General features: G+C 70.6%; 16 protein-coding genes. 7 read left to right on the top strand and 9 right to left on the bottom strand.

Translation table 11 applies throughout. The features are described from left to right. Positions 1-16: 16 nt before the first annotated feature. Positions 17-1,369: a sigma-54 dependent transcriptional regulator gene (locus HR086_RS02600; RefSeq protein ID WP_141641731.1), complete on the bottom strand. Its 1,353-nt coding sequence runs from the start codon at positions 1,367-1,369 to the stop codon at positions 17-19. A 242-nt stretch (positions 1,370-1,611) separates the two neighbouring features. On the opposite strand from HR086_RS02600, the gene HR086_RS02595 reads away from it, so the two are divergent. Further along, positions 1,612-1,977, top strand: a complete 366-nt coding sequence (locus tag HR086_RS02595; RefSeq protein WP_174455943.1) for a hypothetical protein — start codon at positions 1,612-1,614, stop codon at positions 1,975-1,977. A 162-nt stretch (positions 1,978-2,139) separates the two neighbouring features. Then, positions 2,140-2,505: a hypothetical protein gene (locus HR086_RS02590; protein ID WP_174464757.1), complete on the top strand. Its 366-nt coding sequence runs from the start codon at positions 2,140-2,142 to the stop codon at positions 2,503-2,505. Here the strand turns inward: HR086_RS02590 and HR086_RS02585 are convergent. Both HR086_RS02585 and HR086_RS02580 read right to left on the bottom strand, forming a co-directional pair. Then, positions 2,502-3,686, bottom strand: coding sequence for a hypothetical protein (locus HR086_RS02585; protein ID WP_174464756.1), 1,185 nt, complete (start codon positions 3,684-3,686; stop codon positions 2,502-2,504). The genes HR086_RS02590 and HR086_RS02585 overlap by 4 nt on opposite strands. Further along, the gene (locus tag HR086_RS02580) at positions 3,686-4,579 is read right to left on the bottom strand and encodes a YncE family protein (protein WP_174464755.1); all 894 of its coding nucleotides are present in this window, start codon (positions 4,577-4,579) and stop codon (positions 3,686-3,688) included. The genes HR086_RS02585 and HR086_RS02580 overlap by 1 nt, the downstream gene beginning before the upstream one ends. Positions 4,580-4,817: 238 nt before the next feature. On the opposite strand from HR086_RS02580, the gene HR086_RS02575 reads away from it, so the two are divergent. From HR086_RS02575 to HR086_RS02565, 3 genes are all read left to right on the top strand, one after another. After that, positions 4,818-5,174 (top strand): hypothetical protein, encoded by a 357-nt coding sequence (locus tag HR086_RS02575; RefSeq protein ID WP_174464754.1) that lies wholly within the window; start codon positions 4,818-4,820, stop codon positions 5,172-5,174. Between the two features lie 82 nt (positions 5,175-5,256). Then, positions 5,257-5,751: a PTS sugar transporter subunit IIA gene (locus tag HR086_RS02570; RefSeq protein WP_174455938.1), complete on the top strand. Its 495-nt coding sequence runs from the start codon at positions 5,257-5,259 to the stop codon at positions 5,749-5,751. A 339-nt stretch (positions 5,752-6,090) separates the two neighbouring features. Then, positions 6,091-6,585 (top strand): PTS sugar transporter subunit IIA, encoded by a 495-nt coding sequence (locus tag HR086_RS02565; protein ID WP_174464753.1) that lies wholly within the window; start codon positions 6,091-6,093, stop codon positions 6,583-6,585. A gap of 34 nt (positions 6,586-6,619) precedes the next feature. Here the strand turns inward: HR086_RS02565 and HR086_RS02560 are convergent, their stop codons facing one another. Next, positions 6,620-7,042 carry a hypothetical protein gene (locus HR086_RS02560; RefSeq protein ID WP_174464752.1) on the bottom strand — a complete coding sequence of 141 codons (423 nt, stop codon included), beginning with the start codon at positions 7,040-7,042 and terminating at the stop codon, positions 6,620-6,622. Between the two features lie 351 nt (positions 7,043-7,393). On the opposite strand from HR086_RS02560, the gene HR086_RS02555 reads away from it, so the two are divergent. Together HR086_RS02555 and HR086_RS02550 are read left to right on the top strand one after the other, a co-directional pair. Continuing rightward, positions 7,394-8,470: a saccharopine dehydrogenase NADP-binding domain-containing protein gene (locus HR086_RS02555; protein WP_174464751.1), complete on the top strand. Its 1,077-nt coding sequence runs from the start codon at positions 7,394-7,396 to the stop codon at positions 8,468-8,470. Between the two features lie 297 nt (positions 8,471-8,767). Further along, positions 8,768-9,928, top strand: coding sequence for a methyl-accepting chemotaxis protein (locus tag HR086_RS02550; RefSeq protein WP_373564250.1), 1,161 nt, complete (start codon positions 8,768-8,770; stop codon positions 9,926-9,928). Positions 9,929-9,985: 57 nt separating this feature from the next. On the opposite strand, the gene HR086_RS02545 is transcribed toward HR086_RS02550, so the two are convergent. The 5 genes from HR086_RS02545 to HR086_RS02525 form a co-directional block, all read right to left on the bottom strand. Next, entirely contained in the window at positions 9,986-11,641 is a 1,656-nt protein-coding gene (locus HR086_RS02545; RefSeq protein WP_174464750.1) for a formate--tetrahydrofolate ligase, read from the bottom strand. A 67-nt stretch (positions 11,642-11,708) separates the two neighbouring features. Further along, the gene (locus HR086_RS02540; protein WP_174464749.1) at positions 11,709-12,602 is read right to left on the bottom strand and encodes a sulfite exporter TauE/SafE family protein; all 894 of its coding nucleotides are present in this window, start codon (positions 12,600-12,602) and stop codon (positions 11,709-11,711) included. After that, a complete protein-coding gene (locus HR086_RS02535) occupies positions 12,599-13,192 on the bottom strand; it encodes a rhodanese-like domain-containing protein (protein ID WP_141641701.1) in 594 nt (197 codons plus the stop codon). Before HR086_RS02535 ends, HR086_RS02540 begins: the two co-directional genes overlap by 4 nt. 132 nt (positions 13,193-13,324) lie before the next feature. Further along, on the bottom strand, positions 13,325-14,032 hold the full coding sequence (locus tag HR086_RS02530) for an MBL fold metallo-hydrolase (RefSeq protein WP_141641700.1): 708 nt from the start codon (positions 14,030-14,032) through the stop codon (positions 13,325-13,327). 169 nt (positions 14,033-14,201) lie between these two features. After that, positions 14,202-15,509: a sigma-54-dependent Fis family transcriptional regulator gene (locus tag HR086_RS02525; RefSeq protein WP_174464748.1), complete on the bottom strand. Its 1,308-nt coding sequence runs from the start codon at positions 15,507-15,509 to the stop codon at positions 14,202-14,204. Positions 15,510-15,527: the final 18 nt, after the last annotated feature.

Genomic DNA, 15,527 nt, shown 5'->3' with positions numbered 1-15,527 from the left:
GGACGGCCTCGCCGGCTCAGCCCTCGCCCTTGCCTCCGGATTCGTACTTCTTGCGCTTGCGCCACAGCGTGGATGCGTCGATGCCGAGTACCTTCGCCGCCTCGTCCAACGTCGGCGCGGAGGTCATCACGCGCAGGGTGTGCTCGCGCTCCACTTCCTCCAACGTGTGCGGCCCGCCCAGCGTCACCACCGAACCCGCCGCCGCGGCGATTCGCTCCGGAAACGCCTGCGGCTCCAGCACACCCGCCGGCCATACGATGAGCGCTCGCTCCACCGCGTTGCGCAGCTCGCGCACGTTGCCCGGCCACGGATACGCCAGCAGCATCTTCTCCGTCGCGGGCGACAACTCCGGCGTCGTCGGCCGCTGCGCCGCCTTCGCGAAGAACGCCACGAACCGCCTCGCCAGCGGCAACAGGTCCTCCGGCCGCTCCCGCAGCGATGGCAGCTTCACCTCGATGACGTTGAGCCGGTAGAGCAGGTCCTCGCGGAACCGTCCCTCCGCTACGTCCTTCTCCAAGTCGCGATTCGTCGCCGCCACCACGCGAACGTCCGCCTTGCGCGTGCGGCCCTCGCCCAGTCGCTCGAACTGCTTCTCCTGGAGGAACCGCAACAACTGCGCCTGGAGCGCGGGGCTCATCTCCGCGATTTCATCCAGGAACAGCGTGCCCCCTTCCGCCTGCTCCACCCGCCCCGGCTGGTCTTTCACAGCCCCCGTGAATGCCCCGCGCACGTGGCCGAACAACTCACTCGCCAGGAGCTGTTCCGACAGCGTCGGACAATTCACCGTGACGAAGGGCCGCCGCCGCCGGGCACTCATCGAATGCAGCGCCCTCGCGAGCACGCCCTTGCCCGTGCCGCTCTCTCCCCGCAGCAGCACCGCCGCGTCGGACGTCGCCGCGCGGGAGACCAGTCCAATCGCCGCATGCATCACCGGCGACGTCGTCTCCAGCGTCGCTTCCGGCACCGCCTGCGCCAGCTGCCCCTCCAGGCTCTCCAACTGCGACGACAGCGCCCGGTGCTCGCGCGAGCGGTCCAGCACATGCCGAATCTGCGCCGGCGTGAAGGGCTTGGGCAGGTAGTCGCGCGCGCCCCTCCGCACCGCCTCCACCGCCGTGTCGAACGTCGCGTACGCGGTGATGAGCACCACGTCCAGGTTGGGTGACTCGGCGAGCAATCGGGGCAGCAAATCCAATCCGCTCGAGGTGCCCAGCCGCAGGTCGACGAAGGCCAGGTCGGCCGGCCCCTGGGCGAGCGCGGCCAGCGCCGCCTCCGGAGTGGCCGCCTCCCGCACCTCGCAGCCGAACCCCTCCAGACACACCCTCAAGGTGTGCCGGATGTTGCGCTCGTCATCCACCACCAGCACCCGCATCGGGCGCTCCCCGGAAACGGGGGCCTGCTCCAGCCGTGCATCCATGCGTGGAGTCTAATTGCATCACCCGAGCCCGGCCGTGCGACCTGCACGACGTGAGTCCTCACGGGGACTTCCACGGCGCCCGACTCGCTCCCGCCGTGCGGTTCGCAACCCGCGCCCCGCCCTTTCGTGCAGGCTGCAACACACCCCCTGCAACCAATGCTGGCGTTGGTCCCCGGATTGCGGTGGAACAGGGGCCTATGGGTTTGAATGGGAACAACGAGGGTGGCGACGACAACATCTTCACCCGAGACAGGCCCCCCACCCGCAACGAGAAGCGCGTCCGCCAGGGAGTGACACTGGGCATCGTGCTGTTGGTGCTTGCCGGCGTGTGGGCCTATCTCCAGGGCGGAGAGAACCGCGCCATCAACGCCATGTCCCCCGCCCAGCGCGAGGCCCTCTTCGAGGAGACGCGCGACAGCTTCGACCTCATGTGCCTGGGCGACGCCGGCCCCCGCCTCCTCCGGCGCTGCCAGAAGCAGGCGGAGTTCATCCAGCGCTTCCCGGAGTGTGACGAGGCCTGCCGCCAGGAGCTCGCCCCCGTGCTGCGCAACGCCGTGCGCTGAGCATCCTGTCGCTCGCGGACTCGACGGTGGAGGCCTTGCGCGATGCACGGCCTCCCACGCGCACGCTTGCCGAATGCAACGGCCACGGGACTTCGAGGGACACGGCCCCTCGGAGGACCGACGACGACGCGCGGCACGGGGCTTGCCCCTCGAGTCGCCGTCATGCGTCCCAATCCGCACCTGTCCGTCGTGTCGTCCTCCCCTGACTCCGCTGTCGAGCGCGAGCCCGCCACCCTGGCGCGTCCGTGGTGGAAGGACCTGCTGTGGGTGCTCGCGCTGGGAGGGGCCCTGGCGACCATGGTCGGCTGGTTGGCCTCGGAGCGCCGCGCGGTGCTGTCCCTGGAGCCCGACGCGCGCGCCGCCGTGTTCGACGATGCGTGGGCGGGCTTCCAGCGCCTCTGCTCGACACCCGTGCAGACGGGGCTGGTGCCGCGCTGCCGTGAGCAGGCCCGCTTCCTGTTGCTCTTCCCCGAGTGCCAGGGCGCCTGTCAGGAGCAGGCCCGACTCCACGGCCGCGCGCTGCGCTAGTTGAAGTTCACCGTCGTGCGCGCCAGCACCAGCCAGGAGGTGCGTCGGTCCGGCTCCTCGAGCGGCGCCGTGTCGTAGCGCTGGACGTATCCCGCGACGCCGACCCCCAGGAAGGACGTGGTCCACCAGCGCACGGCAAGGGCGCCGCTCGTCCCGCCACCGGATTGCACGTCGGAGGCACCACGGCCCAGCCACAGTCGCTCGACGCGCGCGGCCACTTCCAGCGCGCCCAGGGGGAGATGCCCCTCGCGCAGCGCCTGGAGTGCCTGGGTGGAGTCCTCGTTCGCTCGGGGCCAGGAAGGTCCGTCGTCGCGAGGCTTGCCCCAGGCCACCCAGGACACCTCCAGCGAGGCGCCCTGGCTCTTGAGTTCGGGCAGGGCTTCGCGCGGCGTCTCCGGGTTTCCATCCGTGTCGCGCGAGCGCCGCTCCCATGCGGCGGCGGCCTCCGCGGCCACTCGCACCGGCCCCACGTCCAGGCGCGCGTGCGCCTCCGTCACGGTGCGCGTCCCACTCACGGGAGGCGGCCGGTAGTAGACGAAGCCCTGCGGGCCGATGCCGCCGATGCCCGCGCGGTCATAGGCGCTCTCCACATGCGCCCCCGCGCCCACGCGCACGCCCCAGAAGGACTCCGGCACGCCCGCCGAGCGGCCCCACCGGCCATCGACCCGGGCATCCAGCGCGGGCAGTTGGTTGTCATTGCCCAGGGGGCTGCGCGAGCCGTTGCCCACGCGCACCCAGGTCTCCACGGGCAGGTTCATCGGTGACCACCGGGCCTCGAGTCCCAGGTCTCTTCGGGGCCAGAAGGACTGCGCCAGGCCCGACAGCTCGGGGATGGCGCGGGCCTGCAGGTTCTCGTCGTGCGCGCTGGGGAACAGCGGCGTCTTCGTGTAGCCGAGCGACAGGCGCACGTCGCGCAGCACCGTCACCGCGACGAAGGCGTCGATGAGGGCGGGCTTCTCCTGGGCCCACTCCGCCACGCCGCGCGCCACCAGCCAGGGGAGGGGACGGGCCTCGGCGCCCAGCCGCAGGCGCGCGAGGGTGAAGCCGTCGAAGCCCTCCACGTCCGAGGCGTGCTGGCGGTAGTCCAGCTCCCCCACGAGCGTCGGTCGCAGCCACGCCTCGTCCGCGAGCGCCGGCGTGGAGGCCAGTGCCCAGAGCAACCACCACGGAGTGTGTCGCATCAGTCGACCGGGATGATTTGGAGGAAGTGCGTGGTGCCGTTGGTCTCGTCGTCGTCGTGGTCCGCGGCGAAGAGCCGGCGGTTGACGGCGTCGTACGCGAGCCCGCGCACCTGCTGGAAGCCCGTGGCCAGCGCGGACGTCGAGCCGTCCGTGGTGGAGATGCGCAGTACCGTGCCCTGGCGCGTGCCGGTGAGCAGCGAGCCCCCAGGCCCCAGGGCCAACAGGTCCGGCTCGGCGATGGTGGCGAGCGTCGTGAGCGACGACGGGTTGGACAGCGGGGAGCGGTACACCTTCCCGGCGATCTGGTCGGCGATGTAGAGCGTGTCCTCCACGGCCAGCACACCCACGGGCTTCTGGAGCGCGCCCACCAGCTCCGTCTCGGTGCCCTCCAGCGTGACGTGCGCCACCGAGCCCACGTTCACGTTGTTGTTGCGCACGAAGTAGCTGTCGAGCAGCCGTCCGTCCTTCGTCACCGTGAGGCCGATGCGGCGGCGGTTGGCGGGGAGTCCCGGCACGGTGCCCGGGGTGCCATCCGGACGCACGAACAACACCGCGCCCGCGTTGCCGAAGCCGAAGCGCACGGTGACGAGGGTGCCGTCCTGGAGCCGGACGACCTCGCCCAGGTTGGGGCTGTTGGCGGGCGCGTCCGGAAGCGTGGCCGCCACCGAGACGCCTTCTCCATCGCGGTACTTGAGGAGCCGGTGGTTCTGGTCGTCGGCGATGTAGAGCGTCTGCGTGGTGGCGTCCCAGAACAGGCCGTTGGGGTCGCCTTCGAGAGGAATCGCGCGAGGGCCGCGCTCCACCTGGGTGCCCGAGTCCGGGGAGCCCGGGTCGGAGTCGTCACAGGCGCAGAGCAGCGCGCAGAAGAGGAGTGCGGAGGAGAGGGGCTTCATGGGGCGCGCATGCTGCCACACCGGGTGGGCGGGCAGGCGAGCGTGCTCGGCTTGGGACACGCGGGAGCGTCGCAACGTGCCGTGCCGCGCGGGGCTCCAGGTTGCGGTCTGCACTGTGACGGCGGGGACCCTTGGAAAAAGGCTCCGGATTCCGAGCGTCTGGCGCGAGGGTGGTCGGCACGGCGGATGCGATGGGGAGGGGCGTGCGCGGGTCATGAAGGCCCGGCACGGAGGACCCATGCGGCTGCCCCGATTCGTGAAGTCACTGTCGTTGTTCCACTCGCGGGCCACGCGGGAGGTCGGTCCGTCGCCTGGTGAGGCGCCGCTCAAGGCGGTGCGTGTGCTCGGCGTGGAGCGACTGGTGGAGGCGCGAGTGCGTGCGGAACATGCATTGGATGGTGCTCGGCGGTGCTCGTGCTGCCGAGGCCTGCTGGAGCACGTGTATGACCGGCTGGGCTCCACGCTGTTCCTGGATGACGACCCCGAGCTGCTCGCACGGGCGTTCGACGATGACGAGCGGGATGCCTTCACGGCGCGGGTGCTGGCCGCGTGCATCGTCCTGTCCGGGCGCGAGCGCGTGGCGGTGGCGGTTTGAGGGTCCTCGAGTCGGGCGAGTTCGTGGCGGAGCCTCGGTGCTCCGCCGTGCGGGTGGTGATTGGCCGCCCTGGGAGGAAGGCATGTTGAGGTGGACCGAGTTCCTGGACGTGGAGGCCATCCGCCCGTCGCTCGTGGCGAGAGACAGGGGGGCGGTGTTGCACGAGCTGGCGGGGCTGATGTCGGCCCGGGCCGGGGTGTCGCAGCGAGAGCTCGCGGTGCACCTGCTGGCGCGAGAGCAGCTGGGGTCGACGGTCATGGAGGGAGGCGTGGCGGTGCCGCACTGTCGCCATGCCGGCGTGGAGCGCATCGTCACCTGTCTGGGCATCCACCGGGGTGGGCTGGCGTTCGGCGCGCCCGAGGATGGGCTGGTGCGCATCTACGTGGGCATGGTGTCGCCGCCGGACACGGCGGGGCTGCATCTCAATGTGCTCTCGCGCATCGCGACGCTGCTGCATGACCCCGAATTGCGCGCGGAGTTGATGGCCGCGCCGTCGGCTGGAGTGATGCGCGCGCTGCTCGTTCGCGCGGAGGAGGCGTGCCTGCCGCTTCGCAACGAGATGTCTCTCTCTCGCTGAGTGCCGTGCGCGGATGGGCCGCCCTGGAGGGCGAGGCGGATGTCGGGCACGGAGCATCTGGCGGAGCCGGTCCAAGGGCGACGAGGCGTGGACCGGGCCGCTCCGGAGGGCGTGTCCCGGGGCGCTCGACGTTCTCGCTCGATGACGCGACGGTCCGTGGGCTCGCCTTCGACGAGGTTGAGAAGGCGAGAGGGGCGGGGTCGAAACGACTGAGCCCGAAAAACCGGAGAGAAATGTGTAGTGGGCTCGAAGAAAGACAGCGGAGGGATGCGGAATCGCGGCGGTGGACACATCTCTGCGCCGACTCGGGAGGCAGCCGGGCGCCCGAGGAGGTGAGGCATGCTGAGGTGGACTGATTTCCTGGACGTAGAAGCTGTCCGCCTGTCGTTGGAAGCGCGCGAGCGGGTGGGGGTGGTGCACGAGCTGGCGGGGCTGATGTCGACTCGGGCGCGGGTGTCGCCGAAGGAGCTGGCGGCGCATCTGCTGGCGCGTGAGCAGCTGGGTTCGACGGCGATGGTGGGGGGCGTGGCGGTGCCGCACTGTCGGCTCGCTGGCGTGTCGCGCATCGTCACCTGCGTGGGAGTCCATTCCCAGGGCGTGGACTTCGGCGAGGCCGACGGAGGGCGCGTGCACGTCTTCGTGGGCATGGTGTCGCCGCCGGATACGGCGGGCCTGCATCTCAATGTGCTCGCGCGCATCGGTGCGCTGTTGCGCAACGCGCGGCTGCGCGAGGCACTCCTGACGGCGCCGTCACCCTCGGCCCTGCGTGCGCTGCTCGTCTGCGTCGAGGACGCGCACGTGAATCACCGGTCCGAAGTCGCATTGGCCCGGTGAGGGCAGGGCGGCTCGCGAGCCTGCTCGCGCCGTCTCAGTGGACGTCGAGAATCTGGCCCTGGCTGTCGACGGCATAGACCGCGCCGCCATCCAGGATGGGGACATCCAGGCCGCAGCGGCTCAGGACAGGTGAAAACCGGACGAAGTAGAGGTCGTCGCGAGCCTGGAGGATGAAGGTCTCGTAGGTACTTCGACGGGACAGACACTCATCCAGTCTCGGGTCGGTGCGGTGACCCTTGAGCTTGCCTCCTGGTGGAAGGAAGTCGCTCATCGCCACTTCCATCGCGGACACCATGGGCCCCGTCAGATGGACACCCGTCTCGAAGGAGTCCGGGAAGTCGATGTCGCGGGCCTGCTCCGGCGGAGCCCACCGCGCCTTCTCATGCTTGTGGTAGCCGAAGAAGGAACAGCCGCTCAGGACTCCGAGAGAAGCGACCGCGAGGAGGGTTCGTCGCATGGATGCTCTCCGCTTCATGGCAGCCAGTCCTGGCCTTCGAACATCTTGTCACCAGCTCACAGGCCTTCTGGGCCAGCTCCTCCTTGGTTTCGAATGGCCCGGCAGCGGGTCCCTGGACGACGAGGATGCCGTCCGCGCGACGAGAAACCCGAACCCATGGGTTCGGGCTCGCGCACCCTGGGATGGCGACACCGATTCCCAGCAAGAGGGCCCAGCCAGCTCGCCGCCGCATCATGCCTCCGGTGTCGAAGGTCCCTGTCGAGGGAGAAGTGTTGAGGCCGTTGACAGATAGCAGAGTGGACCGACGCGGACTCCATCCCGCGCCCGGTGCTCCTGGTAGCGTGGCCGGCCGTGACGACGACTTCGAGCTCGACCCCCCGCTGGTTGCTGTATGGCGCCTCTGGCTACACCGGCCGCCTCATCGCCGAGGAGGCCGTGCGTCGGGGCCACCGGCCCGTGCTGTCCGGCCGCTCCCGCGAGAAGCTGGCCCCGCTGGCCGACGCGCTCGGCCTGGAGGTCCGTCCCGCCGCGCTGGACGACGCACGCCAGCTCGCCGCCGCGATGGAGGGCCTGCCCCTGGTGCTCCACGCCGCCGGCCCCTTCGTCCACACCAGCGAGCCCATGCGCCAGGCCTGCCTCGCCTCGCGCACCCACTACCTGGACATCACCGGCGAGATTCCCGTCTTCGAGGGCTCCTTCCGCCATGACGCCGAAGCCAGGGAGCGCGGCGTCTCGCTGATGTCCGGCGTCGGCTTCGACGTCGTCCCCACCGACTGCCTCGCCCGCTACGTCGCCGAACAGGTCCCCGGCGCCACCGAGCTCGACATCGCCATCTCCGCCGGCTCCCAGGCCAGCGCCGGCACCACCAAGTCCGCCCTCCTCCAACTCCCCGAGGGCGGCAAGGTCCGCCGCGACGGCGTCCTCCAACCCTTCCCCATGGGCCAGGGCGCCCGCCGCCAGCGCTTCATCGACCGCGAGCGCACCGTGATGCCCATCCCCTGGGGCGACCTCTCCACCGCGTACCGCACCACCGGCATCCCCAACATCACCACGTACATGGCCTTCCCCTCGTCCTCCGCTCGCGCCCTGCGGTGGACCTATCCCGTGCTCAGCCAGGTCCTGAAGGTCGGCCTCGTGCGCGACGGATTGATGAAGCTCGTCGAGTCCCGCGTGAAGGGCCCCGACGCCGACATGCGCCTGTCCAGCCGCTCCCAGGTCTGGGCCCAGGCCCGCGCCCCGGATGGCCGCTCCGCCCAGGCCTGGCTGGAAGTGCCAGAGGGCTACGCCTTCACCGCCCGCGCCTCCATCCACGCCGTGGAAGAGCTGCTCGCCCAGCCCTCTCCCGGTGCCCTCACCCCCGCCGGTGCCTTCGGCGCCGACTTCGTCCTCCGCGTCGATGGCTGCCGCCGCCTCGACTCCCTGGGATGATCCTTCCAGTGCAGGGGTCTATTTCCACCCAGACTGGTGGAAACCCCTCGGGTGACACTGTGGGATGACCTTCGGGGGGAGGCTTAGCAGCAAGTGTTCAGTTGGCTATCCTGCGCTTCGGCGGATCACCGGTCCGTCCGAGCTTCAGGGGGTCCTCGGGGCCCCTCGGAAGGATGGCGACATGAGCTGGCGCAGCAGGCTCCCCAGGGAGCCGCGCTTCAACTGCCGGAGCCTGGCCGGGTGGGACGGCGGCATGACGCCGGAGGGCTCCGTGGTCGCGGAGAGGGAGGGGGCTCGGTGCGTTTGAAGCTGAAGCAGAAAGTGATGCTGTCTCCGGCTGTCGCCGCGGTGTTCCTGGCGGTCATCTTCATGGTGGTGCTGGCGGGTGGGGCCTCGTGGCTGGTGGGGGCGCTGTCGCTGGTGTGTCTGGCGCTGATGGTGGCGCTGTCCTTCTGGCTGCACCGGGAAGTGGCGGTGCCCATGGCGCGGCTGTCGGCGGTGGCGCAGAAAATCGCCCAAGAGGGGGATTTGACGCAGCCCATCGACACGGCCGGGCAGGACGAAGTGGGAGACCTGGGCCGCAGCCTCCAGGTGATGGTCAACCGGCTGCGCGAGGTGCCCGCCACGCTGCGGTCCGTGGTGATGGAGCTGTCCTCGGCGGCCGCGCAACTGACGCAGGCGAGCCAGGACCAGGTGAACTTCCTCACCAACCAGTCCCGCAGCCTCACCGAGGCGAGCACCACCATCGCCGAAATCGCGCAGACCTCCAGCATGGCGGCCAGCCGCGCTGAGATGGTGCTGAAGGTGGCGGCGCAGGCGGACGCGTTCAGTTCGTCCGGCCAGCAATCGATTGAGCAGAGCGCGGAGGGCATGCAGCAGATTCGTCAGCGGGTGGGCACGCTGGTGGGCAGCATCGCGCACCTGAGCGACCAGGCCGTGCACGCCGGGGAAATCATCAGCAGCGTGAAGGACCTGGCGGACCAGTCCAACGTGCTGGCGCTCAACGCGGCGATTGAAGCCGCGCGCGCGGGCGAGGAGGGCCGGGGCTTCGCGGTGGTGGCGCGGGAGATGCGCGCGCTCAGCGGCCAGTCCCTCCAGAGCACGCAGCGCATCGGCAAGATTCTGCTCGAAATCAATCAGGCCATCCGCCAGACGACCTCCATCGCGGAGGGCGACAGCGAGAAGATGGAGGAGAACATCGAGCAGGTGCTGGCCTCGGCCGACTCGCTGAAGGAAATCACCACGGTGGTGCAGGAGAGCAGTCAGGCGGCGCGCCAGATTGTCGCCTCCGTCACCCAGCAGAACGCGGGCATCGCGCAGATGACCGAGGTGATGACGCAACTGTCCTCGATGATGGCGGACGTTGTGACTTCCACCATGACGGCCGAGGAAGCCGTGACGCAGATCAACGCCACGCTCGGCCGGCTCCAGGAGTTGTCCACGTCGTTCCGCGTGTGAGCGCAAGAGCGGCCCGACGTCCGGGCCGCCCGTGCTCGTCGATGCACCGGGCGACGGCTACTCGCCCTGCATCAACCCGGTGATGCGGCCGTCGTCGTGGACGGTGATGCGCTTCGCCGCCGGCTCGCGAGGCAGGCCCGGCATGGTGAGGATGTCGCCCGTGAGCGCCACCATGAAGCCCGCGCCCGCGGACAGGCGCACCTCGCGCACCGTGAGCGTGAAGCCGCGCGGCCGGCCCTGCTTCGTCGCGTCATCCGACAGCGACAGGTGCGTCTTCGCCATGCACACCGGCAGCTCCGAGCCTCCCAGCTCGCGCACCATCTCCAAATCCTTGCGCGCCGACGCCGTGAAGGCCACGTCCTCCGCGCCGTACACCGTGCGGGCAATGGCGCGGACCTTCTCCTCGGGGGACTGCTTCAACTCGTAGAGGAAGCGCGGAGCGGGCGGCGCCGCGTCCGTCGCGTCCAGCATCGCGAGCACCCGGTCCGCCAGCTCCAGCGCGCCCTCGCCGCCGCGCGTGAAGCCCTCGCACACGGCCATCTCCACGCCGCGCTCCTTGCCGAAGGCGCGCAGTTCGTCGAGCTCCGACTCCGTGTCCTGCGGGAAGCGGTTGACGCACAGCACGGCCGGCAGGCCGAAGGCGCGCACCGATTCCAGGTGCTTCTCCAGATGCGCGAAGCCGCGCGCCAGGGCGGCGCTGTCCGGCTCGGCCACGCGCGCGAGCGGTGCGCCTCCGTGGTACTTCAGCGCGCGCAGCGTCACCACCAGTACGACGCCCCGAGGCCACAGGCCGGTGTTGCGGCACTTGATGTCGAGGAACTTCTCCGCGCCCAAATCGAAGCCGAAGCCCGCCTCCGTCACGACCTCGTCCGCGTAGGCCAGGCCCATCCGCGTACCCACCACGGAGCTGCAGCCGTGGGCGATGTTGCCGAAGGGGCCGGCGTGCACCAGCGCGGGGCCGCCCTCGCGCGTCTGCACCAGGTTGGGCATCAGCGCGTCCTTCAGCACCGCCACCATGGCCGCCGCCGCGTCCACATCGCGCGCGCGCACGGGCTTGCCGTCCGGCGAGTGGCCCACCACGACGCGGCCCAGCCGCTCCTCCAAATCCTTGAGGTTCTCCGACAGCGCGAGGATGGCCATCACCTCGCTCGCGGCGGTGATGTCGAACGCGGCCTCTCGCGGGACGCCGTGAGCCTTGCCGCCCAGGCCGATGATGACGTTGCGCAGGAACCGGTCGTTCATGTCCATCGCGCGCCGCCACCGCACCCGCGTGGCGTCGATGGCCACCGGCTGGCCGTAATACACGGCGTTGTCGACCAGCGCGGCGAGCAGGTTGTTGGCGCTGGTAATCGCGTGCAGGTCACCGGTGAAGTGCAGGTTGATGTCCGCCGCGGGCTCCAGGCTGGACTGTCCGCCGCCGGTGCCTCCGCCCTTCACGCCGAAGACGGGACCGAGGGACGGCTCTCGCAGCGCGGCGACGGCCTTGCGTCCGCGACGGCGCAGGCCCATGGCCAGGGCCACGGACATGGTGGTCTTCCCCTCGCCAGGAGGCGTGGGGTTGATGGCGGAGACGAGCACGAGCCGTCCCTGCCGGTCGCCCTGCTTGCCGAGCGCGTCGAGTGACACCTTGGCGCGATTCGTTCCCCAGGGATGCACGTCGTCGGGAGCCAGGCCCAGCTCGGCGCCCACTTCTGCGATGGGTCTCAGCTTCATGCCGAGGACTCTCGATGCGGCGGCGTCACGGGTCAACGGGGGAAGTGTACGGGACGCGCGCCTGTGGTCAGTGTCCTCGCGTCGCGCGTTGTCGGACGACACGCAGCCGCCACAGGACAATGGGGAGGCCCACGCCCGTGGCCACCGCCACCCAGGGCCAGGCGCCCGCGCTGGCCAGCCCCTGTCCCAGCCGCGCGCGCAGTCCGAGGGGAAGCTGGGCCCACAGCAAGAAGGTGGCCGTGGCGAGCACGAAGACCGCGAAGCCCTTGCGCAGCGAGCCCGGCGCCACGTGTCCCGCGAGCTTTCCTCCAAGCAGGCTCCCCGCCAGTGCCACCGCGAGGACCTCGCCCGTGAGCTTCCACGGCAACACCACATGACCCAGATGTCCCACGAGGCCCGCGGCGCACTGGAGCGCGATGACCACCAGCGAGGTGGCGGTGGCCATCGGCGTGGACAGGCCCACCAGCGCGAGCGCGGGGACGATGAGGAACCCTCCGCCCGCGCCCACGAGGCCGGACAGGATTCCCACGCACAGGCCTTGAAGGAGTATCCGTCCCACGTGGGTTGTCGCGCGCGGAGTGACTTCGGTGGACACCCGCGTGGCCTCCGTGCGCAGCAGCATGGCGATGGCCGCGGCCACCATGACCCCCGCGAAGAACAACATCAGCGTGCTCGCGGAGAAGAGGGGATTGAGCTTCCCTCCCAGGAACGCGCCCGCCATCCCGCCCGCGCCGAACACGAAGGCCGTGCGCCACCGCACCCGACCTGCCCGTGCATGAAAGAGCGCTCCGCTCGCGCTGGTGACCCCCACCACCACCAGCGACATGGCGATGGCCGTGCGGGGCTCCACACCCAGCACGTACACCAGCAAGGGCACCGTGAGGATGGAACCGCCGCCACCCAACAACCCCAACAACACGCCCACGAGCAACGCGCCCGCGAGGCCCACGTACAACATCATCGCGATGCGCCCCCAGACCGCGCGACGGCGAGCAGGTCCCGGACCTCGCGCAGCGTCCGCTCGAAGCTCGCGGTGTCCACCAGCCCCGAGGGAGTCGTGGCCTGGAGCGCGTCCAGCACGGCGCCAAGCTCCGCGCGCGAAGGCTCTCGGGGCAGCGCCTCCACGTCGGAGACACCGGGGAGCCGGGCTCGCAAGGTGTCGCGGACCTCCGCCAGGGTTGGCGTCGCACTGGAGGGCAGCCGCACCACGGGCAGCGCCTCCGTGTTCCACGCGAGCATTCCCCCGCGCAGGTTCATCACCCGCGTGAAGCCCAGCTCCACCAACTGCGTGGCGGCCCGCGCCGACCGCGCCCCCGAGCGACAGATGAGCAGCACCTCCGTGTCCCTGGGCCACAAGGCCGCCGCCTCGCGCACCGTGGCCAGCGGTGCCGCACGCACGCCATCGAGGTGTCCCAGAATCCCATCCAGCTCGGACGGCTCGCGCACGTCGACCAGGTGCAGCCCCGAGGGGCGCTCCGCCGCGAGCTGTCGTACGTCCACGTCGCGGTATCCGGCGGGCTGGGGATGGGCGCTGTCGAAGAGGTGACTCAAGACGGTGACTCCTTCTCTCGTCCTCCCGATGAGGGAAGGACGCGGGCAATAGGGCGCCGTCCCGTTGCTCGGGGTCGGACACCAGGGTTCTGGGATGACGGCGCGGAGGCCCGTGCCCGAGGGCACGTCACGTCATGCGGAGGACGGTGACAGGGGCTCGGGGTCCAGACCGCAGGCGCGGTTGGCGGGGACGGCCACGTCCAGCTTGCGCGGGGGTGGAATCCGCCGCTCGTTCATGAAGGTGATGAAGTCCTCGCGAGACTTGCCCGCCAGTCGCGGGTTGTGTCGCTTCTCCTCGCCCACGGAGGACGCGGTGAAGCCCGCGTAGTCGTGGCCGGGATACAGCTCCGTCGCATCGGGCAGCGTGAAGAGCTCGCGGGTGATGGAGTCGTAGAGCTGCCCCGAGTCGCCGTTCTGGAAGTCGGTGCGGCCCGTGCCGCGAACGAGCAGTGCGTCGCCCGTGAAGAGCCGCCCGTCACACAGGAAGCTGAGGCTGTCATCCGTGTGCCCGGGGGTCTCCAGCACGCGCAGCTCCAACCCGCCCACGCGCACCTGGTCCCCATGCACCAGTTGTCGGTCCACACAGGGCGCTCCTCGGGGGGAGGCCATCACCTGGGCACCCGTGCGCGCACGCAGGAGTCCCGCCGAGGTGATGTGGTCCGCGTGGACGTGGGTCTCCATCACCACCGTCAGCTTCAGCCCGAGCTCCGTCAGCAGCCGCAGGTCACGCTCCACCTGCTCCAGCACCGGGTCGATGAGCACGGCCTCTCGCGTCGCCGGGTCCGCCAGCAGGTACGTATAGGTCGAGGACTCCGCGTCGAAGAGCTGTCGGAAGAGCATCGCCCGTTTCCCTGAAGAGATGACCGCCATGCGCCCCCGACGATATTGCGAGTGCCGTGCCAGTGCCCCTTCTCCGAGCAGGGCCCGGGTCCATTTCGGAGGGAGCGCCGTCCCCGGGGAAACAACTGAAACACCCTGGTGAAACAGTTGTCGCCCCAGTGGAACAGGTTCAGTGCCCGGCTTCGCCCAGGGCGCGCAGGCGGCGCCACAGTGTCACGCGACTGACGCCGAGCAGGCGTGCGGCCTCGGAGCGGTTGCCGCCTGCTCGGGCCAGGGCCGCTCGCACCTTCTGTTCGTCGAGCAGGACACCTGTCGTCGGCGAGAGGGCGACAGCGGGGGATGAAGCAGTCCTCCCTTCGGAGAACTCCGGGGGCAGGTCCACCTCGCGCAGCACCGCGCCCTCGCCGATGACGTAGGCGTACTCCATGACGTTGCGCAGCTCGCGCACGTTGCCGGGCCAGGTGTGGGCTTCCAGCAGTCGGCGCGCGCCCGGGGCGATTCGCTCCACGCGCCGCGTCCCGCGCTGGTGCAGCTCGCCCAGGAAGCGCAGGGCGAGCGGGAGGATGTCCCCGCGGCGTTCCCGGAGCGTGGGCAGGAAGATGGGCACCACGCGCAGGCGGTACATCAGGTCCGCGCGGAAGCGGCCCGCCTCCACCTCACGTCGCAGGGCCCGGTGCGTGGCGGCGATGATGCGCACGTCCACCGGCACCGGCGCCCGACCTCCCACGGGGATGACGGTGCGCGTCTCCAGCACGCGCAACATCTTCGCCTGGAGGTCCAGCGGCAGCTCCGCCACTTCGTCCAGGAACAGTGAGCCCCCATGGGCCAGCCGGAAGTGTCCCGGACTGTCGCGCACCGCGCCGGTGAAGGCCCCGCGCACGTGGCCGAACAGCTCGCTCTCCAACAGGTTCGGCGGCAGCGCCGCGCAGTTGATGGCGCGGAAGGGCCCCTTGCCACGCGCGGACAGCGCATGCAGCGCGTGGGCGATGTTCTCCTTGCCCGTGCCCGACTCGCCGCGCACCAGCACGCTCGACTCCGCGCGCGCCACCTTCTCGACGATGCGGAAGACCCGTCGCAGCTCGGCGTCCTGGGTCCACAGGCCGTGGAACACCTCGACGCCCTCGGCGCTTCGCGCGGTGGGCTCCCGGGTGACGGTGAGCGCCCAGCCCTCTTTCTCCAGGGCCACCGCGCGCACGCGCACCGCCTGTGTCTCCGCCCCCGCGCGCAGCCGCGCCGTCGTCTCCCGCCCCGTGGTGAGCACGGCCTCCAGTCGCTCGACGCCGCCCTGCGGGACGAGCACCTCCGCGAGCGGAGTCCCCTCGCGCACTGGGGCGCCGAGCTGCGCCTCCAGCGCGGAGGTCAGGCCCACCACGCGCCGACTCGCGTCCACGAGCAGCACGGCGCCCGCGAGCGCATCGAGCGCATCGAGCGCGGACAGGGCGAGCTGGGACGAGCGCGGGGGGCGGGACGTGGGCATCTGACGCTGCATAGCCCG

Source organism: Myxococcus sp. CA039A (genome assembly GCF_013336645.1).
Lineage (GTDB): Bacteria > Myxococcota > Myxococcia > Myxococcales > Myxococcaceae > Myxococcus > Myxococcus llanfairpwllgwyngyllgogerychwyrndrobwllllantysiliogogogochensis.
This window is presented reverse-complemented; position numbering and strand designations above follow the sequence as displayed.

What these genes read in the sequence shown, in the direction of transcription:
- HR086_RS02600 (WP_141641731.1), bottom strand. Translation starts at nt 1,369, where the DNA reads ATGCGGGTGCTGGTGGTGGATGACGAGCGCAACATCCGGCACACCTTG.
- HR086_RS02585 (WP_174464756.1), bottom strand. Translation starts at nt 3,686, where the DNA reads ATGCGACACACTCCGTGGTGGTTGCTCTGGGCACTGGCCTCCACGCCG.
- HR086_RS02560 (WP_174464752.1), bottom strand. Translation starts at nt 7,042, where the DNA reads ATGCGACGAACCCTCCTCGCGGTCGCTTCTCTCGGAGTCCTGAGCGGC.
- HR086_RS02575 (WP_174464754.1), top strand. Translation starts at nt 4,818, where the DNA reads ATGCGGCTGCCCCGATTCGTGAAGTCACTGTCGTTGTTCCACTCGCGG.
- HR086_RS02545 (WP_174464750.1), bottom strand. Translation starts at nt 11,641, where the DNA reads ATGAAGCTGAGACCCATCGCAGAAGTGGGCGCCGAGCTGGGCCTGGCT.
- HR086_RS02565 (WP_174464753.1), top strand. Translation starts at nt 6,091, where the DNA reads ATGCTGAGGTGGACTGATTTCCTGGACGTAGAAGCTGTCCGCCTGTCG.
- HR086_RS02570 (WP_174455938.1), top strand. Translation starts at nt 5,257, where the DNA reads ATGTTGAGGTGGACCGAGTTCCTGGACGTGGAGGCCATCCGCCCGTCG.
- HR086_RS02580 (WP_174464755.1), bottom strand. Translation starts at nt 4,579, where the DNA reads ATGAAGCCCCTCTCCTCCGCACTCCTCTTCTGCGCGCTGCTCTGCGCC.
- HR086_RS02590 (WP_174464757.1), top strand. Translation starts at nt 2,140, where the DNA reads ATGCGTCCCAATCCGCACCTGTCCGTCGTGTCGTCCTCCCCTGACTCC.
- HR086_RS02530 (WP_141641700.1), bottom strand. Translation starts at nt 14,032, where the DNA reads ATGCTCTTCCGACAGCTCTTCGACGCGGAGTCCTCGACCTATACGTAC.
- HR086_RS02595 (WP_174455943.1), top strand. Translation starts at nt 1,612, where the DNA reads ATGGGTTTGAATGGGAACAACGAGGGTGGCGACGACAACATCTTCACC.
- HR086_RS02540 (WP_174464749.1), bottom strand. Translation starts at nt 12,602, where the DNA reads ATGATGTTGTACGTGGGCCTCGCGGGCGCGTTGCTCGTGGGCGTGTTG.
- HR086_RS02525 (WP_174464748.1), bottom strand. Translation starts at nt 15,509, where the DNA reads ATGCCCACGTCCCGCCCCCCGCGCTCGTCCCAGCTCGCCCTGTCCGCG.